At 74.4% G+C, this 22,792-nt stretch carries 1 protein-coding gene (cut by a window edge); it reads left to right on the plus strand.

Annotated features, from left to right (window positions below; genetic code table 11):
- A protein-coding gene (locus ASD56_RS07730; RefSeq protein ID WP_055963305.1) for a hypothetical protein crosses the window boundary here: on the plus strand, nucleotides 1–22,792 show its 5' portion. It continues 7,535 nt past the right edge of the window; the window shows 22,792 of its 30,327 coding nt (coding positions 1–22,792); the start codon lies at nucleotides 1–3; the stop codon falls past the right edge of the window.

Genomic DNA, 22,792 nt, shown 5'->3' on the forward strand with positions numbered 1-22,792 from the left:
ATGAGTCGGAGATACCTCGCATTTGAGGCATCGCGCACGCGCAGCGGTTCGACCGCTGCGCCGTCGGCGCGCGCCCAACGCACCGTCGCCGTGGTGCTCGCCGCAGTCCTCGCAGCAGGCCAGCTGATGTGGGGCGGAGCCGCCGGAGCCCCGAGCGCCGGAGCCCAGGAGCGGACCGGCGAGGGCATGCCGTGGGCCGTCGGGCCCGGGGCGGGCACCGCCGCCGAGGACCTTCTGGGCGAAGACACCGAGGGCGATGACGAAGCGCCCGACGGAGGCGTGCCCGAGCTGCTGGTGCCGCCCGTGACCGACCCGCGCGACTACTCCCGCATGATCGTCTCGCCGGCCGGCCCGCGCCGTATCGCCCCGGCTGCACCCGCGAATCCCTACGGCCCCAATTGCCGCGAAGTGACGACGAACGACGGATCGGGCTCCACGAGCACGACCCTCGTCTGCGGGCCGAGCAGTGGCCCGGGCAACGGCAACGGTCCGCAGGCGCCGGCCATCCCCGCGATGCCCGGCCTGCCCACGCCGCCGCAGCCTCCCGCTGCGCCCACCGCTCCCGCACCGCCGGCGGGGCTGCCGGGCGTTCCGACGCCCGGTGTCCCCGGCCCGCCCGCCCCCGAGGTGCCCGCACCGCCGGCCCCCGAGCCGGCCCCGCAGACGCCCGCGAACCCTCCGGCTCCCGTGCCTCCGGAGGTGCCCGAGCAGCCTCCCGTCCCCGGCGTTCCCGAGCAGCCGGCGGCGCCCGGCGCGCCGGAGACCCCCGGCACGCCCGACGGGGTCACCGGGTCGGCGGCATTCCTCGACGTCCGCCCGTTCGAGGTGGACGAGCCGGCGGCGGGCGACCCCGCGCCGGTCGACGTCCCCGAGTCTCCGGAGCCCACCGAGCCCCCGACCGTCCCCGCCCCCGAGGCGCCGGAGCCCACCGAGCCGCCGGCCGCGCCGGAGCCGCCCGCGGAGGGCAGCGAGCCCGAGGGCGAAGCCCCCGAGGTGCCGGCCGAGCCGGGCGAGCCGGGAGCCCCCGACGAGGACCCCGCCGCTCCCGAGCCGGCCGACCCGTCCGAGGCGGAGCCCGAGACGCCGGAGGCACCGGCCGCGGACGTCGAGATCGACCGCGATGTCGACGACGAGATCATCTCGATCTCGCAGAACGCGGGCGGCGACCTCGTCATCACCACGAACGACGGCGACACGACGGTCGTCCCGGCCGCGTCGGTGCGGATCCACACGAACGGAGCCCGCGCGATCATCCGGATCATCGGAGCGCTGCTCTTCGCCGGGATCGACTTCGACCTCCGCGCTGCGCGCATCCTCCTGAACGGGGCGACGCTGACCGGCGGCAACATCCTGCTCACCGCGATCGCCGAGCTGCTCGAGGCCGATGAGCCCGAGCCGTGCGACGTCGAGCCGTGCGAGCCGGCGCCCGCGCCGACGACGCCGGCGCCGGTCGAGGCCGAGATCATCATCGACGGGGGCTCGACCGTGACGGGCGAGAACGTCGTCCTGATCGCCCAGGCGAACAACGAGACGGACGAGTCGGCCGGCGCGAGCATCGCGGTGACGGACTCCTCGATCGTCTCGACCGGCTACGTCGGCATTCACGCCTCTGCCATGACCGCCGGCGAGGACGCGACCGTGGAGGTCCTGCTCACCGACGCGACGGTGAACGGCGAGAACGTCGTCGTGCGAGCACACGCCAAGGTCACCCACACCGAGACCGAGGAGTCCGACGAGGCGGTCACGAGCGCGCTCGGCGAGGCGAACGCGACGGCCCGGGTCATCGTGCGCGACGGCTCGATCGCGGCCACCGGCGCCGGCGCGAGCGGCGACGTCCACCTCTCGGCGCTGGCCGAGGTCGACCTCGACGTCACCGCGACCGGCACGGGCACCGACGACGTGGACGCGGCCGGGGCGTACTCCGACGCATCGGCGACCGCGGTCGTCCAGGTGGAGGGCCAGGCCGCGATCACCGCGACCGGTGACCTCACCCTCCTCGCGCAGACGGACACCGACGTCGACACGACGGCGACCGCACAGCAGGCCGGCGGTGCGATCGCCGTGAGCCGCATCGCGATCGACACGCGGGCGGCCGTCACGTCGTCCGGCGCGGTCGGGGCCGGCGGCGTGCTCCACGTCGAGGCAGCCAGCGTCTACGCCGTCAGCACCGTTGCGACGGCGAGCGCCGGCGGCGCGACTCAGAACGGCACGGCCCCCACCGCGACGACCGACGGCAACGCGACGACCCCCGACGGGTCCGTCGACCTCGCCGCGGCGCTCGCCTACACCGACCTCGACGTCACGACGCTCGCGACGGCCGGCGCGACCCCGACCGCCCTCTACACCGCGGACGGCGGGGTCATCCTGGTCTCGCGTGCTCACGGGTCGGCGACGGCCGAGGCCGACGCCTCCGCCGTGGCGGAGGACGCCACCGGCGTCGGCGTGGCCGTCGCGGTCAACTCGGTCGACATCGACACGCGCACCGCAGTGGGCGACGCCGCATTCGCCGCGCCGTCGCTCTCCGCCTACGCCATCGCGGCGTCGCCCGAGGGCGCGCCCGCGAGCGCGTTCCGCGCCATCGCCACCTCGGGCGCCGGTGCGGCCGACAGCTTCGGCGTTGCCGGTGCACTCGCCATCGCGCTCGTCAGCCGCACGACGCAGGCGCTGCTCGGCGGCGGCCCCGTCGCCTTCCAGGGGGGCGAGCCCACCGACGCGCGATTCGAGGCGTTCTCGTCGGCTGCGACCTTCGCGACGGCGGCACCCGCCACGGCAGCCGGAGTCGCAACCGGTCTCGGAGCCCATGTCGCCCTCGGCATCGTGAACGACGCCACCACCGCCGAGCTCACGGCGCCGGCGGTGACCGGCTCCGGCGATCTCTCGCTCCTCGCCACGACGGTCTCGCCGCAGACGGTCACGGCGAACGGAGGAGCGGCATCCGGCGCAGTGTCGACGGTGCTCGCACTCTCCGTCTCGAACGCATCCGCGACCTCGCGCGTGGCCGACGCCCCCGAGTCGCTGGCGGTGGCCGGCGCCCTCACGATGCGCGCGGCGCTCGTGGCCCCGGTCACGACGACGGCGCGAGGCGACATCACGGCAGGTGACGGCGCCGCCATCGGTGCCGTGATCGCCTTGACGTTCGCCGACCACTCCGCGTCGGCCGACCTGGATCGCGACGTGGTCGCGACGGGAGACGTCGCCCTCTCCGCCGAGGCGCGCGGATCCTCCGACACCGACGCGGCCTCGTCCGCCACCGGAGCGGAGGGCGCCGCGCCCGGATTCGGCCTCCTCGCCGCGGCGGACCCGTCGGCGCAGATCGCCGGCGCCCGCAGCTGGGCCGACGGCGCCGCCCCGGCAGGCGGGGGCGCCGGCTCGACGCCCGCCGCTCCCACCCCCGCGACCCCGCAGGGCACCGTCCTGGCCGCGGCGGCCGTCGCCCTCAGCATCCACGACCTCACCAGCGACGTCGTCGTCGACGGGGTCTCGATCCAGGCGGCGAACGCATCGTTCACGGCGTTCGGCAATCTGCAGGCCGACGCGACAGCAAGCGGCGGTCCCTGGGACCGCGGGCCTCCGGCCGAGGGCGGAGAACCGGCAGCCACCACGATCGCGGCAGCCGTCGCCCTCACCCTCGCGGACGCCCGAGTCCGCACCGCGCTCGCCGCAGACGCCTCCGTCGTCGCCTCGAGCCTCAGCCTCACCGCCGGAGTCGCCCCGCTCACCGCGAGCGGCGTGAACGACCCGGCCCACCGCATCGCCGCCACCGCCACCGGAGGCGCGGGATCCGGCGGCGATCTCTCGGTCGCCGGCTCTGTCGCCCTCGCCCTCTCGAGCGTCGAGACCTCCTCCGCTCTGCAGGGCTCGTTCGACGGCGCGACCCTCGCGATCGCCGCGACCGGGGTCGCCGAGACCTCCGCCCGCGCGACGCTGGCGACCGACGGTGGCACCGGCGCGACCACCGGCGTCGGTGCGTCGTTCGCCCTCGCGACGAGCAGCACCCACACCACCGCGACGCTCAGCGGATCGGCGACCGGAATGGCGGATGCCGCAGTCACGGCGAGCGGCACCGACATCGTCCGAGCAGAGGCGAGCGGGTCCGCGGCCGGCGCGGACCTCGCCATCGCGCCGTTCGCCGCCGTCGCGATGGGGAACACACGCACCGTTGCTCTCGTCGACGGCGCCGGCGGCCTCGCGGTGCAGGACCTCGTCGTCACCGCGGTGCAGCGCGCCGAGACGCACGCCGCGGCGAAGGCCGCCGTCGCCTCGGGCGGTGACGCCGCGATCGGCGTCGGCCTCGCACTGGCGCTCGCGGATCACTCGGTCGAGGCGCGACTCGCGCGGGATGTCACAGCTGCCGCTGCGGCGGACGGATCGGCGGACGTCACCGTCGGCGCGACCGGCGTATCGAAGACGACATCGGATGCCGAGGCCTCGGCCTCCGGGGCTCCTGAGAACTCCGCGGGCGGCAGCGCGGGCGGCGGAGTGGACGGCCAGGTCGCGGCGACGCAGAGCACCGCGAACGCCATCGCCGCCGAATCGGGACGCCCGGGGAACGCCGGCACGCCGGCGAGCGCGGAGACCAGCGACGGCGGCGTGAACGTCGCCGCAGCGGTCGCGGTCACCGTCGCCGAATCGGTCGTGTCGGCGATCATCGCCGGCGCGGTCACCGCCGAGACCGTGACGGTCGTCGCCGGCGAGCACACCGACGCCACCTCGCGGGCCGACGGCCGGGCGTCGCAGGGCGCCGACGCGACCGTAGGCGCCGCCGTCGCGATCACCGACTCGAGCCTCGCGGCCAGTGCCCTTGCGACCGAGGGCGCGTCGATCACCTCGCCCGCCACGACCATCCACGTCCGCATGGTGGCGGACGGCGCCGACACCGTCTCGGCGTCGGGCGCCGAGTCCATCGCCGGCGCCGGAGGCGGCGACGTGTCGGTCGCCGGCTCGGTCGCCATCGCGCTCGTCGACCGCGCACTGCGGGCTGCCCTCGACGGCTCCGCCGGCGGCGCTTCGCTCACCGTCGCGGCGAACGGCACCAGCAGCACGACGGTGAAGGCCCTGCCCGCGGGTGCGGGCGTCACAGACGCCGGAGACCTCGGCGTCGGCGCCTCGTTCGCCCTCGCGATCGTCCGCGCAGAGACTCTCGCCGAGCTGGGCGACGGCGCGACGCTCGCGGGAGTCGCCGCGCTCACCGTCGACGCCCGATCGACCGTCACGACGACGACCGAGGCCCGGATGGGGGCCGCCGGCGGTGGCGTCTCGGTCACGCCCGCCGTCGCGACGACCGTGTCCACGATCCGCACCATCGCGCGACTCGGTGCGGGAGATGCCGCCGCGCTGACCGGCGCGCTCCGCCTCACCGCGCAGCAGCACGCCACCGCGGGGGCCACCGCGGGCGCGATCGCCCTCTCCACCGGCACCGCCGCCATCGGCGCCTCCCTCGCACTGACCATGGCCGAGCACACGGCCGAAGCGCAGCTCGCACGCGACGTCACGGCGGAGAGCGCCGCGCTCACCGCCCACGCCGTCAGCGAGGTCACCTCGAACGCGACGGCCTCCGCGGCGGGCTCGCCCGAGAACGCAGACGACTCCGACGACCCGGCGAACCCCGGTGGCGCGGCGGGTGACGGCGTGGACCAGGCCGTGCAGCGTCAGCGCGACCACGCCGACTCGACCGCGGGCTCGCCCGCCCTCGCCGGCACCGGCACTCCGTCGGCGGCGACCTCGCAGGGTGGGGTCGCGGTCGCTGCGGCCGTCGCCGTCACGCTCGCCGAGCTCGCGGCCGGTGTCGTGCTGGCGGGCGACCTGACGACCATGGGCTCAGCGATCATCGACGCCGCGACCCACTCCGATGTGCGCTCCCTCGCCGACGGGTCGGCGTCGGAGGCGACCGACGCCGCCATCGGCGCAGCGGTCGCTCTCACTCGCGCCGACATCTCGACCAACGCCGTCGTTCCGACCGGCGTCGTCGTCGCGGCGGGCGGCCTGCAGCTGTTCGCCCGCGCGCTCGACGACGGCGGGGACGCGACATCCGCCCTCGCCGCGGAGGCGCTCGCGGGCGCGGGAGGCGGCAAGCTCTCCGTCGCGGGGTCGGTGGCGATCGCGCTCGTGAACCACTCGACTCGCGCGGCCGTCGACGGTTCGGTGGCGATCGCGGGCGGGGGAGCGGTCACCGCTTCCGCGACGAGCGACCTCGCGACCACGGCCAAGGCCTACCCGCACGAGGGCGGCGTCGAGGGTGCCGAGTCGCTCGGCATCGGCGCGTCGTTCGCACTCGCGGTCGTGACGGGCACGACGCTCGCGGAGCTCTCGTCGGCCGGCGCGATCACCGGTGCATCGGGCATCACGCTCTACTCCAACGGCGCAAGCGCCACGACGGCCGACGCCAAGATGGGCGCCCGGGGCGGATCCGTCGCGCTCACCCCCGTCGTCGCGACGACGCTCACGACCGAGACCGCCGAGGCGCGGGTCGTCGGCGACGGAGCACTCCAGCTCACCGGCACGCTGCGCCTCGACGCGATTCTCGACGCGTCGGCCACCGCGAACGCCACGGCGGATGTGACGAACGCGACGACCGCGGGCGTCGGCATCTCGCTCGCCCTCGCGATGCCGAACCACCGCGCGCTGGCCACCGTCGAGCGGGATGTCGTGGCGGGCGGCGACGTGCTCGTCCACTCGTTCCTGACCTCGAAGGCCACGACGACCGCCGTCGCCTCCGCCGCCGGCGCGCCGGAGAACTCGGGCGAAGGCGGCGAAGGCGGCGCCGGCGTCGATCAGCAGCTCGGGCAGGAGCGGGCCCACGCCGACGGTGTGGCCACGACCGCCGGGGGAGCCGGCTCGCAGGGCACCGTCCCCAGCGCGGCGACGAGCGACGGCACGGTGAACGCGGCCGCGGCGGTCGCCCTCACGCTCGCGACGGCGCTGAGCCGTGCGACCGTCGAGTCCGCCGTCGTCACCGCCGGCGGACAGGTCCGCCTCGCCGCACTCGAGAACGCCGACCAATCCTCCGACGCCGACGGGTCGGCGGCCGACGGCGCCACCGCAACGATCGGAGCCGGTGTCGCTCTGACCCGCGCCGACATCTCGACCGAGGCGATCGTCTCCGCGGGTGCATCGGTCACCGCGGCATCCCTCCAGCTGTCGACCGTGACCCTCGCGAACGGCGACGACACCGCATCCGTCACCACTGCCGAGTCGGCAGCGGGCGCGGGCGACGGCAAGGTCTCGGTGGCCGGGTCGGTCGCCATCGCGCTCGTGAACCACTCGTCGCTCGCCTCGCTGCGCGGCACGGCGACGGTCGCCGGAGCCGTCCTGATCTCGGCCGCGAACAGCACCGGCGTCGTCGCGAAGGCGCTGCCGCACGGCGACGGCGTGACGGGTGCATCCACCCTCGGCATCGGAGCCTCCGTGGCCCTCGCCATCGCCACCGGCGAGATGGCGGCGGAGATCGCCGACGGCGCCGCGCTCGCGGATGCCGGATCGCTCACGCTCTTCGCGAGCGGCCGCAGCACGATGACGGTCGAGGCGCGGATGGGGGCGACCGGCGGCGGAGTGGCGCTCACGCCGGTCCTCGCGACGGCCCTGTCGACCGAGGCCGCGCTCGCCCGGATCGGCACCGGCGCACAGCTGAGCGTCGGCGGGGCGATCCGGATGGATGCCGTGCTCAACGCCACCGCGAACGCCACGGCGACCGCGGAGGTGGAGGGAGCGGGCGACGCGGGGGTCGGGGTCGCGCTGGCGCTCGCGATGCCGCAGCACCGCGCGATCACCGAGATCGCCCGCGACGCGACGGCGGAGGGGGATGTCGCGCTCGCGTCGTTCCTCACCTCCTCCTCGCTCACGAACGCGATCGCCTCTGCCGCGGGCGCACCCGAGAACGGAGCGGACTCGGGCGATGCGGCCAACCCCGGCGGCGCGGCAGGCGGCGGGGTCGACCAGCAGCTGCAGGCGCAGCGCGAGCACGCCGACGGCGTCGCGACTGCGGGCGGCGGAGCACCGTCGGCGTCCGGTGCGAGCGCCCCGAGCGCCGAGACGAGCGAGGGTGGCGTCAACGCCGCGGCGGCCATCGCCCTCACCCTCGCGACCGCGGTCAGCGAGGCTCGGGTGCTCGCCGGAGCCACCGTGACCTCGAGCGGCGCGATGTCGCTCGCGGCACTCGATGACATCGACCGGCAGGCGAAGGCCGACGGATCGGCAGCCGACGGCGGAACGGCCACGATCGGCGCCGCGGTCGCGCTCGCGAAGGGCGAGGGCTGGACGCGTGCATCCGTCTCGGCCGGTGCGACGGTCCGGGCCGCGAGCCTGCAGGTGCTGACGACCGCCCTCGCCGGCGGTTCGTCGGTCCTGTCCGCCGAGTCGATGGCGGGCGCCGGGGACGGCAAGATCTCCGTCGCCGGATCCGTCGCCATCGCCCTGACCACCCACGAGTCCACGGCCGTGATCGCGGGTGCCGTTCAGCTCACGGGTGACGCGGTCGTATCGGCGTCGAGGACCCTCGAGACCGCGGCCAAGGCGCTGCCGCACGGAGTCGGCGTCGGCGGAGCGGGCACGCTGGGCATCGGCGCGTCGTTCGCGCTCGCGATCGTCACAGGACGCACCACGGCGGCGCTCGCGGACGGCGCAACGCTCACGGGCGCCGCGAACCTCACCCTCACGGCGAACGGGCGCAGCACTGTTGCGGTCGAGGCGAAGATGGGAGCGACCGGCGGCGGGGTCGCGCTCACGCCGGTCGTCGCGATCGCGCTCTCGACCGAGACCGCCCACGTGCTCCTCGCCCCCGGTGCCGCGCTCGCCCTCACCGGCACGCTCCGCCTGGACGCCGTGCTGAACGCCACCGCGAACGCGACGGCGACAGCCGAAGTCGAGGGGGCGGGAGATGCGGGCATCGGCATCGCGCTCGCCCTCGCGATGCCCAGCCACTCGGCCCTCGCCCGCGTCGGACGCGTCGTCACGGCGTCGGAAGTCCACCTCGCCACGTTCCTCACGAGCGGCTCCGCGACGACCGCCGTCGCCTCGGCATCGGGGGCGCCCGAGAACGAGACGCCGGCAGACGCCGATCCGAGCGCCCCCGGCGGTGTCGACCAGCAGCTCGCCGCTCAGCGCGACCACGCCGACGGCGTCGCAGAAGACAACGGCGGCGCGACGTCGGGCGCGGCCGCCGCCCCGAGTGCCGAGACGAGCGAGGGCAAGGTCAACGCGGCCGCCGCGATCGCGCTCACCCTGGCCACGATGCTGAGCGAATCGGTGATCGCGCCGGGCGTCACCGTGACGGCCGGGACGGTACGCCTCGCCGCCCTCGAGAACGCCGACCAGGCGGCGACCGCCGACGGCTCGGCATCGCAGGGTTCGAGCGCGACGATCGGCGCGGCCGTCGCGATCACCGACGCCGACGTCACGACTCGGGCGCTGCTGTCAGCAGGAGCCACGGTCGTCGCCACGGAGCTCGTGCTCGCGACCGCGACGCTCGCGAACGGCGGGGATGCGGCATCCGCTGCCGACGCCACCGCGATGGCGGGCGCGGGCGGCGGCTCGCTGTCGGTCGCAGGCTCGCTCGCCCTCCTCGTCGCGGATCGCGAGAGCACCGCCCGCCTCGCCGGCACCGCGACGCTCACGGGCGCGGCCACGCTCGCCGCCCGCAGTGCAGCCACCACGACCGCGAAGGCCCTCCCGCACGGTGTCGGGGCCGAGGCGGCGGAAGGCGGCGTCGGCTCCGGCGCCTCCGTCGGCATCGCGATCATCCGGCACGACACGCTCGCGGAGCTCGCCGACGGCGCGATCCTCACGGGCGCGACCGACGTCACGCTGCTCGCGACCACGGCCGACACCTCGACGGTCGAGGCGAAGATGGGCGCGCAGGGCGGCGACGTCGCCCTGGCCCCGGCCGTCGCGATCGACCTCTCGAACGTCACGACGACCACCCGCCTCGGCACCGGGCCTGCCGCGCTCATCCTGACCGGCGACCTCGCCATGCACGCGACGCAGGAGGCGGAGGCGTCGGCATCGGGCACGTCGTCCGTCGCCGGTGCGGCGGACGCGGGGATCGGCATCAGTCTCGGCCTCCCGATCGCCAACCACACCGTCACGACGCGCATGGAGCGGGAGGTCGTCGCAGGAGGGGCCGTCACTCTCCGCACCGCGAGCGTCTCCCGCACCACGGCATCCGCGAATGCCTCGGCGGCCGGGGCACCGGGATCGGACGAGGAGCCCGCCCCGGGCGAGCCGAGCGGCGTCGACCGGCAGATCGGCGACCAGGTCGCTTTCGCCGACCAGGTCGGAGCCGCGCAGACGGGCAGCGGCACCGGCGGTGCCGAGGCGCCCGCCGCCGAGACCAGCGGCGGCGGCGTCCAGGCCGCTGCGGCGATCGCCGTCGCGCTGTCGACAGTGGTCTCGGAGGTCATCGTCACCGTCGGCGACCTGAGGGCAGGCGGCATCGCCACCCTGCAGACCGAGGCGAACACCGATGCATCCGCGACGGCAGACGGGTCGGCGACGCAGCCCGCGGGCGGCACGGCGTCGATCGGAGCGGCAGTCGCGATCACGCTCTCGGATGTCCGCAACGCCGCAGTCGTCCCGGGCACCCTCACGATCACCGCCGGCGACCTCGTCGTCCGCGCGCAGACGGCCGTCGACGGCGACGATCACACGGCGACGATCGCGGCGAACGCGACGTCGGGAGCCGGCGGAGGCGACGTGTCGATCGCGGGATCGTTCGCGCTCGCCGTCGTCGACCATCAGACGCGCGCGGCCATCGAGGGCGACGTCGTCCTCACGAGCAGCGACGTCTGGGTATCCGCCGCGAGCGATCTCGCGAGCACGGTGAAGGCGCTGCCGGCGGGGGCGGGCGTCACAGAGGCGGACGATCTCGGCTTCGGGGCCTCCGTGGCCCTCAACCTCGTCACCCACCGCACGGTCGCCGAGATCGCCGACGGCGTCGTGATCACCGGCGCCGACGACGTCGTGCTGCAGGCCACCGTCGCGGACGTCGCGGTCACGGAGGCGCGGATGGGAGCCGCCGGTGGCGGCGTGTCGATCGCACCGGCCGTCGCGACGACGCTCTCGAACGTCACCGCCGCCACGCGCGTGGGCACCGGATCCCTGGCGCTGGACGGCTCGCTCCAGCTCGCCTCCGCCCTGAACTCGTCGGTCACGAGCACCGCATCTGCGGCCGCCGTGTCCGGTGGCGACGCCGCGATCGGAGTCTCGCTCGGCCTCTCGATCGCGAACCACGCCTCCACGAGCGACCTCGCCCGCGTCGTCGACGCCGGCGGAGACATCGTGCTGCGGGCATCCGCGATCTCCGACTCCGCCGCTTCGGCGACCGCTTCCGCGGCCGGCGCACCTGAGGAGGACACCGGCGCGCCCGACGAGGACCCCGACAACTCCGGCGTCAACGAGCTCATCAACCGCGAGCAGGATCACGCCGACGGTCAGGCCGCGCAGAACGGCCTCGAGACCTCGGGCGGCGACGACCAGCGCGCCCCGCAGGCGGAGACGAGCGAGGGCGGCGTGAACGCGGCTGCCGCGGTCGGCGTGAGCCTCTCCAGCCCGGTCGTCCGCGCGGGGGTCACGAGCGAGGTCGGAGACCTGACCGCTGCCGGCACGGTCGCCTTCATGACCGCCGCGAACACCGACTCCTCGTCCGCCGGCGACGGTTCGGCGGTCGGAGGCGGAACGGCCAACATCGGCGTCGGCGTCGGCATCACCCTCATGGACGTCGTGAACACAGCGACCGTGCCCGCCCACCTCACGGTGCGCGCGCACGATCTGATCGTGCAGGCGGATGTCGCGGCCGACGGCGCCGACACCACCTCGACGATCTCCGCCATCGGCACCTCGGGCGCGGGAGGGGGCGAGTTCGCCGGAGCGGGATCGCTCGGGCTCGCGGTCGTGAAGCACCTCACGCGGGCCGCGATCGACGGCACGGTCGAGCTCACCGGAGGCGATGCGGCCGTCACCGCGAAGAGCGACGTCGCCACGACCGCGAAGGCGCTCCCGCACGGCGAGGACCAGGATCCGGCCACCTCGCTCGGCCTGGGGATCTCGGTGGGACTCGCGATCGTCACGCACGACACCGTTGCGGAGGTCGCCGACGGCGTGCTGGCCACCGGCATCCGCAATCTCGTGCTCACGGCCGACGCGAAGCACGTCACGACCGTCGAGGCGAAGATGGGCGCGCGGGGCGCGATCGCGATCACGCCGTCGATCGGCATCGCGCTGTCGAACGTGTCGACGCTGGCACGTCTCGGCGCCGGTGCGACGCAGCAGCTGACCGGCACCCTCGCCCTCACCGCGACGCAGAAGGCCCTGGCCGACACCGTCGCCTCGGCCGCCGCGCTGGACGCGACCGATGCCGCCGTCGGATTCGGGCTCGCGCTCACCTATGCCGATCACTCGTCGATGGCGGTGCTCGGCCGTGACGTCGACGCCGCCCAGCACGTGCTGCTGCGCGCCTCGAACATCTCCGAGTCGAGCGCGCTGGCCGAGGCATCCGCCGCGGGCGCGCCTGAGAATGAGGAGTCGGGCGACCCCGAGAACCCGGGCGGCGGAGCCGGCACCGGCGTCGACCAGCTCGCGGGCGAGCAGCGCGGGTACGCCGACGCTCAGGCCGCCCAGAACGGCGCCCCCGACTCGGGTGACACCGAGAACCCGCCTGCCGAGACCAGCGAGGGCGGCGTCGCCGTAGCGGCGGCCATCGGCATCCTCGTCGCCGAGGTGCACGCCGAGTCGCTGATCCTGCCCGAGGTCGCCACGATCATCGCGGGCGGTCAGCTGCGCGTCGAGTCGTCGACGAACACGGACGCGCGCTCGGGCGGCGATGGATCGTCGGTGTCCTCCGGCGGCGACGCGAATATCGGCGTGGGCGTCGCGCTCACCCTTGCGACGACGGTCAACCGGTCGATCATCCCGGTGACGCTGTCGGCCACCGCGGGTGACGTCGTCGTCTCGGCGACGGTCGCCGCGGACGGGGACGACGTCACCGCCACCTACGGAGCGGCGGCGGCATCCGGCGCGGGCGGCGGCAACATCTCGGTGGCGGGCTCGGTCGCGATCGCGATCATCACCACCGACACGCTCGCGAGCGTGCTCGGCACGCTGGCGCTCACCTCGGGTGATGTGGCCGTCGCGGCCCGCAGCGCGGTCGACGGCACCGTCACGGCGCTGCCGCACAAGGCGGGCGACGAGGACGGGGACGGTGAGGTCGAAGGCGCCGGCGGCGAGGACTTCATCGGGGGCGTCTCGACGGAGGGCGACTTCGGCCTCGGTGCCGCGTTCGTGATCGTGCTCGACACGCACCGCACGAGCGCCCTCATCGGCGACGACGTGGTGATCTCGGGCGCCCAGGACGTCGTCGTGTCCGCCGAGGCGACGGATGAGGTCACGGCCGAGGCGAAGATGGGCGCGAAGGGCGGCGGCGTCGCCATCGCACCCGCGGTCTCGATCGTGCTGTCGAACGTCACGACCACGGCGCGCATCGGCACGGGATCGCTCGAGGCGAGCGGGGACGTGTGGATTCGGGCCACGCAGACGGCATCCGCACTCAACTCGACGACGGCGGCCGCGATCGCCGGGGCGGATGCCGCAGTCGGGATCTCGTTCGCCCTCACGATCCCGAACCATGACGTCCTCGCCGAGCTCGCACGCACCGTCGACGCGGGCGGATCGCTCACGCTGCAGGCGTACAGCCGCTCGGCGTCGAGCGCGAAGGCGACGGCGTCCGCGGCGGGCGCGCCCGAGAACGAGGCGGACAGCGGATCGCCCGACCCCGAGAACCAGGGCGGCACGGCCGGAGACGGCGTCGACCAGTTCGCGACGCAGCAGCGCGGCTACGCCGACCAGCGCTCCTCGGAGTCCGGCGGATCGGGTTCGGGAGACGCCGAGACCCCCAGTGCCGAGACGAGCGAGGGCCCGGTGGCGGTGGCCGCGGCGGTCGGCATCGTCGTCGCCACCATCCAGCCGATCGCGCGCATCACCGAGGACGTCACGGAGCTGACGGCGGTCGGCACCGTGCGCATCCTCTCGTCTCACAACACCGATGTGGCGACCGGCGGCGACGGCTCGTCGGCGTCGGAGGGCGCGTCGGCGACGATCGGCGTCGGAATCGCGATCAGCTGGGTCGACGTCGTCAACCACGCGATCGTCCCCGACTGGCTCACGATCACCGCGGGCGGGCTCGTGGTCGGTGCGACGACGACCCCCGACGACGCGGGCGACCGCACCTCGACCGTGTCGGCCGAGGCGGCCTCGGGCGCCGGCGGCGGCAAGATCTCGGTCGCCGGCTCGGTCGCGATCGCGCAGGTGAACGCCGACACGCTGGCCGCCGTCTACGGGGACGTCTTGCTCACGGGCGACGACGCGGATGCCGTGATCATGGCGAGCGATGCGCTCAGCACGACGGCGAAGGCGCTCCCGAAGGGCGACGGAGTCGTCTCGACAGGCAACGTCGGCGTGGGCGCGTCGTTCGCCCTCGCCCTCGTCTTCAGCGAGACGCACGCGTTGATCGACGACGGCGTGCAGGTGACCGGAGCCGACGACCTGACTGTCGCCGCGGCATCCGAGAGTCACACCGCGAACGAGGCGAAGATGGGTGCGAAGGGCGGCGGGGTCACCGTCACCCCGGCGATCGGCATCACCGTCTCCGAGATCTCCACCACCGCGGTGATCGGCACGCTCCCCGACGCACTCGAGGCGACGGGCGACGTGTTCGCGATCGTCGAGCACGCCACCAGTGCGAAGACGACGACGGACGCCGAGGCCGGCGAGGCCGCCACGGCCGTCGGCGTCTCGCTCGCGCTGAACTTCGCGTTCGACGTCGCGTTCGCCGAGACCCGACGCGATGTGGTCGCGGGCGGTTCCGCGGTCTTCACGGTGACGGGATCTGCGCTGGCGGGCGCGACCGCGAAGGCGTCGTCGAGTGGCGCGCCGGCACAGAACGACGAAGGCGGCTCCGGCGCCGGCGGCGTGGACGGCCAAGTCGCGCAGCAGCGTTCGTACGCCGACCAGCAGACGGCGGCCAACCGCGGCTCCGGCATGCAGTCGACGTCGTCGCCCTCCGCGTCGACCAGCGGGGGCAGCGTCTCGGTCGCCGCCGCGATCGCGCTGTCCATCGCCGACGCGAGCTTCACGGCGCACCTCCCGGACGGGCTGTCGATCACCGCGGGCGGTCACGTCTGGTTCCTCTCGCGGGCGCAGGTCGACTCGAAGACCGAGGCGGATGCGTCGGCGACGGTCGTCGCGTCCGGCGGCGGTGGTGGCGGCGGAGGTGGCGGCGGTGGCTCCTCCAGCACCGCGATCGGCGCCGCGGTCGCGCTCAACCTCGTGTGGGTCGAGAACCGCGCATGGCTCGGCGAGGACACCGAGGTCGAGGCGAACGGATTCGCCGTCTCGGCCACCATGACCCCGCTCCCGAACGACGGCCGCCACGACTTCGCCGCCGTCGCGAAGTCGGGTGCGGGCTCGCCCTCCGGCACGGGCGTCGCGGGCGCACTGGGCCTCAACATCGTGACCGACCACACCGAGGCGTGGATCCCCTCGAGCGCGGTGGTCACGTTCGGCACGGGCGACGTCACGGTCGCCGCCGAGAACCTCCGCACCGACACCGCCCGCGCCGTGAGCGACGCGAAGGCGGGCGGCGGCAGCGTGGGCGTCGGAGTCTCGATCGCGCTCAACGTGCTCGCCACCGACGTCACGCGCGCCGAGATCCACGACGGCGCGGATGTCACGGGCGGCTCGAACGTCACGGTGCGCGCGGACCACTCCGACGCGGTGGTCAACGAGGTCAAGGCCGGATCGGCCACCACCGGCGGCGGTGCCGCCGTGGCACCGGCGGTCGGCATCGACGTCGTGCTGCCGGTCGTCCTGGCGCGCATCGGCACCGCGGGCCCGCGCCCGTTCACGGCGACCGGTCAGGTGCTCGTCCGTGCGACGTCGACCACGACCGTCCAGGCGAACGGCGACGCCGAGGCATCCGGCAGCGGCACGGCGGTGGGCGCGATCATCGTGATCAACGTGGTCGACGTCGCCGTGAACGCGCAGGTCATCCAGGACGTCACCGCCGGCTCGCTCTGGCTCGTGTCGAGCGCCACGGTGAGCTCGTCCGCGGTGACCGCCGCGAGTGCATCCGGTGCGAAGAAGGCCGAGGCCGGCGAGGCGCAGGATGCCGACCAGCAGGCCCAGCAGGAACTGGACGGCAACCAGGCGACCTCGGGCCTCGGGATCGGCCTGCCGAGCTCGCAGAGCACCGTCGCCCAGGGCAACGGGACGGCGAACAGCCAGTCGGGCCAGTCGAGCGACGGTGTGGGCGTCGGCGCGGCCGTCTCGGTCAACTGGGTCACCGTCGAGAGCCGCTCGATCGTGCCGGACGATCGCACGGTCCGCGTCGGGGGCATGTTCGCCCTGCTCTCGTCTGCGCACGTCGACGCCAAGGCGCACGCGACGGGCAAGGCATTCCCGAGCGGCACGACGGCGGTCGGCGCGGGTATCTCGCTCAACGTCGCGACCGTCGACGATCTCGCCTCGCTCGGTGCGGGTGCGGACGTCGTCGCCGGCGACATGGCCCTCACCGCGCGCACGCCCGAGGGCGCGCAGAACGACTTCGAGGCGCGCTCCGTCGCAGTGGCGGCTCCCGACCCGACGAGCGGAGGGGGCGGCGGATCGGGCGGCGCGGCGGTCGCCGGCTCTGTCGCGGTGCAGGTGCTGCAGCTGCACAACGAGGCGGTGATCGGCCAAGGCTCGACGCTGCGGATCGCGGGCGATCTCACCCTGCACGCGACGAACCCCATGGGCATGCAGGCGATGGCGGTCTCGGCGGCGGCGTCGATGTCGGGCAGCGGCGTCGGCGCGGGCATCGTCGTGCAGTTCGTCGATGCCGACACGCTCGCGCACATCGACTCGTCGTTCGAGCGTCCGACGATCATCGAGGCAGGCGGCGCGATCATCGGCCGCGCCGCCGCGCACCTTCAGGCGCTCGCAGCCCCCGACATCGGCATCGACTTCATCGACATCCCCGACTTCACCGGCGTCGCGCTGGGCGCGGCGCTCGGCGGCGGCGACGCGGGCGTCGGCGGTTCCGTCATCGTCAACGTCACGAACCGGAACACCGGCGCGTGGCTCGGCGAGGCCGCGCAGGTGAACCAGACGATCGGTACGACCGACGCCGACCAGCACTTCGCGTTCACGGCGAGCGACCAGACCGAGTTCGTCGATCTCGCCGGCGCACTGGGTCTGACGACGGGCAGCGCGGGCGTCGGGTTCGCGCTGATCGTGGGCGTGCACAACAAGGACGTGCGCGCGACGATCGGCGAGGGCGTCGCCGCGCGGCTCGGCGGATCGGTGTGGCTGGACGCGCAGGCCGGTGAGAGCTGGACCCAGGTCGTCGCGGGCGGCGCCGCCGCGAGCAGCGCTGCGATCGCCGGATCGTTCCTCGTGCTGATCGTGAACAAGGGCGACGGTGCGCCGGGCACGCGGGCGTTGATCGAGAGCTCGGCGCAGAACCCGACCGAGGTGCTCGCCCAGGGCGGCATGACGATCACGGCCGCTGACCCGGTGGGCGGCTCGACGCTCTTCGCGGGCGCGGTCGGCGTCTCGACCGGGACAGCGGGCATCGGGGTCGCCACGGTCGTCTTCGTTCGCGACGCGATCGTCGAGGCGCAGGTCGGGGATGCCGCGTGGCTGCGCGCCGCGGGCGGGCTCGGCCTCGTGCTCACCGCCGATCAGAGCCAGGACGTGTGGATGGTCGCGGTCGCGGGCGGCGGCGCAGGCACTGCGGGCGTCGCCGGCGCGATCACGACCGGCGTCTACGATCACGAGACCCGCGCACACCTCGGCCGGGGCGTGACCCTCGACGGCACCTCGCCGGACGGCGAGGCGGGCGCGCGACTGCGGGCGACCGACCACACCGTGCTCCGCGGCATCGCGGGCCAGGCGGCGGCCGGCGGCACCGCGGGCGTCGGCCTCGGTGCGGACGTGCAGGTGATGCACAAGCACACCGAGGCCTCGATCGCACCGCAGGTGCTCGCGACGGTCCCCGGCGACGTCACGATCGACGCCGACTCGAGCGAGGACGTCACCAGCGTCTCGGCGGGCGCTGCGGTCGGCGGCACGGCCGGCGTCTCGGTGAACGCCGCCGTGCCGGTGTACGACGTCACGACCCTGGCCTTCATCGGCGAGGAGTGCGCGGCGGCCGTCGCGAGCGAGGCGAACTGCGCCCCGTCGCGCAGCATCGTCCTGGCCGGCGGCAGCGTGCGCATCACCGCGAACGAAGTGCTCACGATGGATCTCATCGCCGGCTCGATCGCGATCGGCGGGACCGCGGGTGTCGGCATCGGTGCGGCGGTGCCGGTCCTGACCAAGACGACGCGCGCCTTCATCGGCGACCTCTCGGTCGTGACGGCGCTGGCGCTCACCGACGGTGTGCTGGGCACTCTCGGCGGGTTCGACATCTCGTACATCGACACGCGCTTCGATCCGCAGTTCGCGCTCGACCCCGACGGCTACACGATCGACCTCGGCTATGCGCACGGCATCGACGACGGCGAGGTCGTCACGTACTTCTCGGGCGGCGGGCAGGCGCTGCTCGGCCTGGGCGACGGTCTCGAGTTCTACGCCCTCGTCGATCCGACCGCGCCGACGAAGATCCGCCTCTCGCTCACGCAGGGCGGCGATCCGCTCGCGATCTCGGCCCCGGCACGCCCCGGCCGCTCGCACCGGATCGTCCCGCTCGACGAGGCGAGCGTCCCGGCTGCGCTGCAGCCCTACTTCATCCCGGGCGACGTGAGCGGCAGCACCATCACCCTGCCGTACGACCTCGTGGCGTCCAACGGCGAGGTCGTCATCTACACGGCGAACGGCGGTACGGCGATCGGCGGGCTCGTCGACGGCGAGTCGTACTACGTCGTCGGCCGGGCGGGCAACAGCCTGCAGCTCGCCCGCACCGAGGGCGGCCCGGCCATCGCGCTGGACGCGAGCGCGGCCACCGGTCGCGCGCACAGCCTGGTGCGCCAGGACACCCAGCCTCCGGGAGACCCCGCACTGGCCACCGGCATCCGTGTGCTTTCGCCGCGCATGGGCGCGATCCGCGGCGTCGCCGTGATCGCGAACAACAGCGACGAGATCCTCGCGATCGGCGGCGCGGGCGCGGTCGGCGGCTCGGCCGGCGTCGGTGTCGCCGGCAATGTCAACGTCGTCAACGTCGACACCGACGCCTTCATCGGACGTCTCGCGCGGGTGAACGACGTCGCGAACGAGGAGGCTTCGCCGTTCCAGTCGGTCGCCGTCCAGGCGGGCGGATCGTTCCGTCAGCTGATGGTGTCGGCAGCGCTCGGCGCCGGCACGGTGGGTGTGGGCGTGAGTGCCGCCGTCGATGTCGTGGATCTCGACCAGGATGCGCAGATCCGCGCCGGGGCCATCGTGCGCGCACGCAGCGACGTGGTCGTCGCCGCGATGGGCAACGAGGACGTCACGGCGGCCTCGGCAGCGCTCGGCGGCGGCTTCGTGGGTGTGGCCGTGGCGGTGACCGTCGCGATCGTGAATGCTCACACGCACGCGCTCGTCGCCGGGGGAGCGACGGTCGATGCGGGGAACAACGTGATCGTCTCGGCGATCGACGACAGCAGCTACACGACCGTGACCGGCGGCATCGGCGTGGGCTTCGTGGGCGTGGGTGTCGGCGTCGCCGTCGTCACGACGACCAAGAGCACGGATGCCCGGATCGGCGCCGGTGCGACGGTCGACGCGCGGGCGCTCCGCGGGGCGTTCGGATCGATCTCGGACGACGCCTACCTCGGCGCGGGCGTGCTCGGCCTCGCGGTGACGGCGCAGTCCTCGCAGCGCCTCTTCGGCCTCGTCATCGGCGCCGGCGGCGGGTTCGTCGGCGCAGCGGGCGGCGTCGGCGTCACACTCCTCGACATCACGACGAACGCATCGATCGACAGCACCTCGGCGGCGCGCACGCGGATCAACGCGGACCCGGCCGGTGCGGGCGCCTGGCAGAGCGTGCTCGTCGCGGCACACGACACGACCGACACGCTCACGATCGCCGCCGCCCTCGCCGTCGGCGCCGTCGCGGTGTCGGGCGCGGTCGACATCGGCATCGCGGACATCGCCGTGACGACGTCGATCGGCGACTTCGCCGAGGTGCGCGCCGCACACTCGCTCACGATGGAAGCGACATCCGTCCGCGAGATCCAGACCTTCGCCGCGAACATCGCCGGCGGAGCGGTCGGCGTCGGCGCGTCCGTGTCGGTGTGGACGGTCGGCGGCACGCCCAGCGGCTCCTACGACGACGGCGGCGACGGCGGCCCTCGCGACGCGCTCGGCTCGGCGGGCGGCAGCCCGCAGCAGCAGGCCGACACGGTCGTCGCCGGAGAGGGCGACAGCGGCAACGGCCTCGGCGGCTTCCGCGACATCCTGAGCGGCGCCGAGGACGAGGAGGGTGCATCGCAGAACGTGGCGGCGATGCACCGGCAGAACGGCATCGCGGCCGCGAACGGCGCGGTGCAGTCGGCCCAGACCGGCGACTCGATCGTCGCCGACTCGTTCGCCACCGCGCCGATGCGCGGCACCTCGAGCCGGATCGGTGCGAATGCCCTGATCGAGACCGGGCGCGGCATCGCGGTGCTCGCCGACGCGGACGACACCTACTTCGGCCTCGCCGGCTCGGCGTCCGCCGGAATCGCGGGAATCGGCGCGGCGGTGCTCGTCGCGACACTCCGCCCCACCATCGAAGCCGGTGTCTCGAGCGGCACGGTGCTGCGCTCGGGCGGCGATATCACGGTCCGCTCCCGCCACGCCGAGGACACGTTCGGCCTCGCGTTCGCCGGCCAGGTCGGCGTCGTCGGCGTCGGCGGCCAGATCGTCGTCATCTCGAGCGTCGTCGACCAGGAGGCGCACATCGATGACGGGGTCTCCATCCCCGCCGCGTACGGCACGGTCGCCGTGGAGGCGATCGCCGACCGCACTCTCGAGGCGAACACGATCGGGCTGCAGATCGCCGGCGTCGCCGTCGGCGGCTCGGTGGTGATCGTCGATCTCTCGGGCGACGGCGAGACGAGCGACACGATCGCCCGGATCGGCAACGTGCTGATCGGCTCCGAGAGCCCGGTCGGCGGCGTGCGGGTCCTCGCCGACTCCGACATCCGGATCGATGCTTCGGCGCTCGCCCTCTCGGTCGGCGTCGCCTTCTCGGCCACCGGTGCCGGCGCCGACATCGAGATCCCCGGCCGTACCGAGGCCACCTTCGCCGGTTCGGTCGTCTCGTTCGGATCGGTCAGCGTACGGGCCGTCGGCAGGAACGCCGTGAGCACGTTGATCGCCGCGGTTCAGGGAAGCGGTGTGGCGACGATCGGCGCCTTCGTCACCGAAGCCGTCATCAGCCGCGACACTCTGGCTTCGACCGCCGTCGGCACCGTCATCCGTGCGGCGGGAGCCGTCACGGTCGCGGCCGACTCGCGCAACCACGCCGACGCCTCGATCGCGTCGGGCTCGTTCGCCGGCTTCCTGGGCGCGGCAGCGCAGATGCAGAGCGCCACCGTCTCCGGGCTGACCGAGGCGCTGCTGCGCTCCACGGTCGATCAGTCCGGATCGGTCGCGGTGACGGCGGTCGGCGAGAACCGCGCGATCGCGAACGGTGTGCTCCTCGCTCTGGGGCTCGCGACGATCTCCGGGGCGCTCATCACGGCGACCGTGACCGAAGATGCCGCGATCCGGGCCGCGGCATCCGGTCCGTTCATCCACAGTCTCGGCGTCGTCGCAGTGACGGCGACGGTGGCCACCGACGGCGGCAGCGGCGGCCTCGCCGGCGGCAACCTCGCGAAGGCGTTCCTCACTGCCGTCAGCGGTGCGCTGTTCAGCGGGTCGGCCTACGGCGCCCGGGCAGAGCTGCGCGGTGCGACCACGGCGACGCTCGACAGCCCGGTGTACTCCTCGAACGGCGTCCAGGTCGTCGCCACCGCGACGAACACCGCCGACGTCGACACGTTCTCCGCTGCGCTCGGCCTCTTCACCGTCGAGCTGCTCGTGGCCGAGGCCACGGTCTTCGGGAGTGCTGCGACCCGCGCGCGCGTGCTGCAGAACGTCTACGCGAACGGCATGAGCACGGTGCGCGCGACCGCGGCGAACACCACCACCGTCGACACCGATACCGCTGCCATCTCGCTCGCCGGGGGCGCGGCGACCCTGCCGGGTGCCCGCATCGCGGCCGCCACCGAGGCGCTGTTCGCCGCCGGACTCGAAGGCCGCGGTCTCACGGTCGACGCGTCGGCGACCAATCGCGCGACCGTCGCGCTCAACATGCTCATGGTCGGCATCCTGGGCAGCGTCAGCCTCACGGGCGAGTCGTTCGCCGAGGTGACCGCAGCTGCCGAGACGCGCGCCGAGATCGCCTCCGGCGGTCGTCCGGTACACGCGCGCACCGGGGCTCTCGCGGTGACCGCATGGTCGCTGAACGCCGCGAAGCTGGACGTGTCGCGCGGCGGCGGCGGAGGTCTCGACCTCTCGGTCGTCGCGCCGCGCAGCAGCGTCGCGGCGGCCACCATCGCACGGGTCGGCGCCGCCGATCACACCTCCTCGTCATTCGCGGTCTCGGCGTCGTCGCAGAACTCGGCGTCGACCACCCTCGCGCTCACCTCGATCTCGGCGATCGGCGGGAACGGCGTCTCGGCGACGGCCGTCGTCGTCGAGGGCGCGACGACGAGCGCCACGGTCGCTGCGGGCGCGCGCCTCGTCGCAACCGGCGCGGTCTCCGTCGACGCGACGCAGCGCGAGGGCACCGCTGTCTCGGCGTCCATGAACGGCACGGCCA

This window comes from Microbacterium sp. Root166 (assembly GCF_001427145.1).
Taxonomy (GTDB): domain Bacteria; phylum Actinomycetota; class Actinomycetes; order Actinomycetales; family Microbacteriaceae; genus Microbacterium.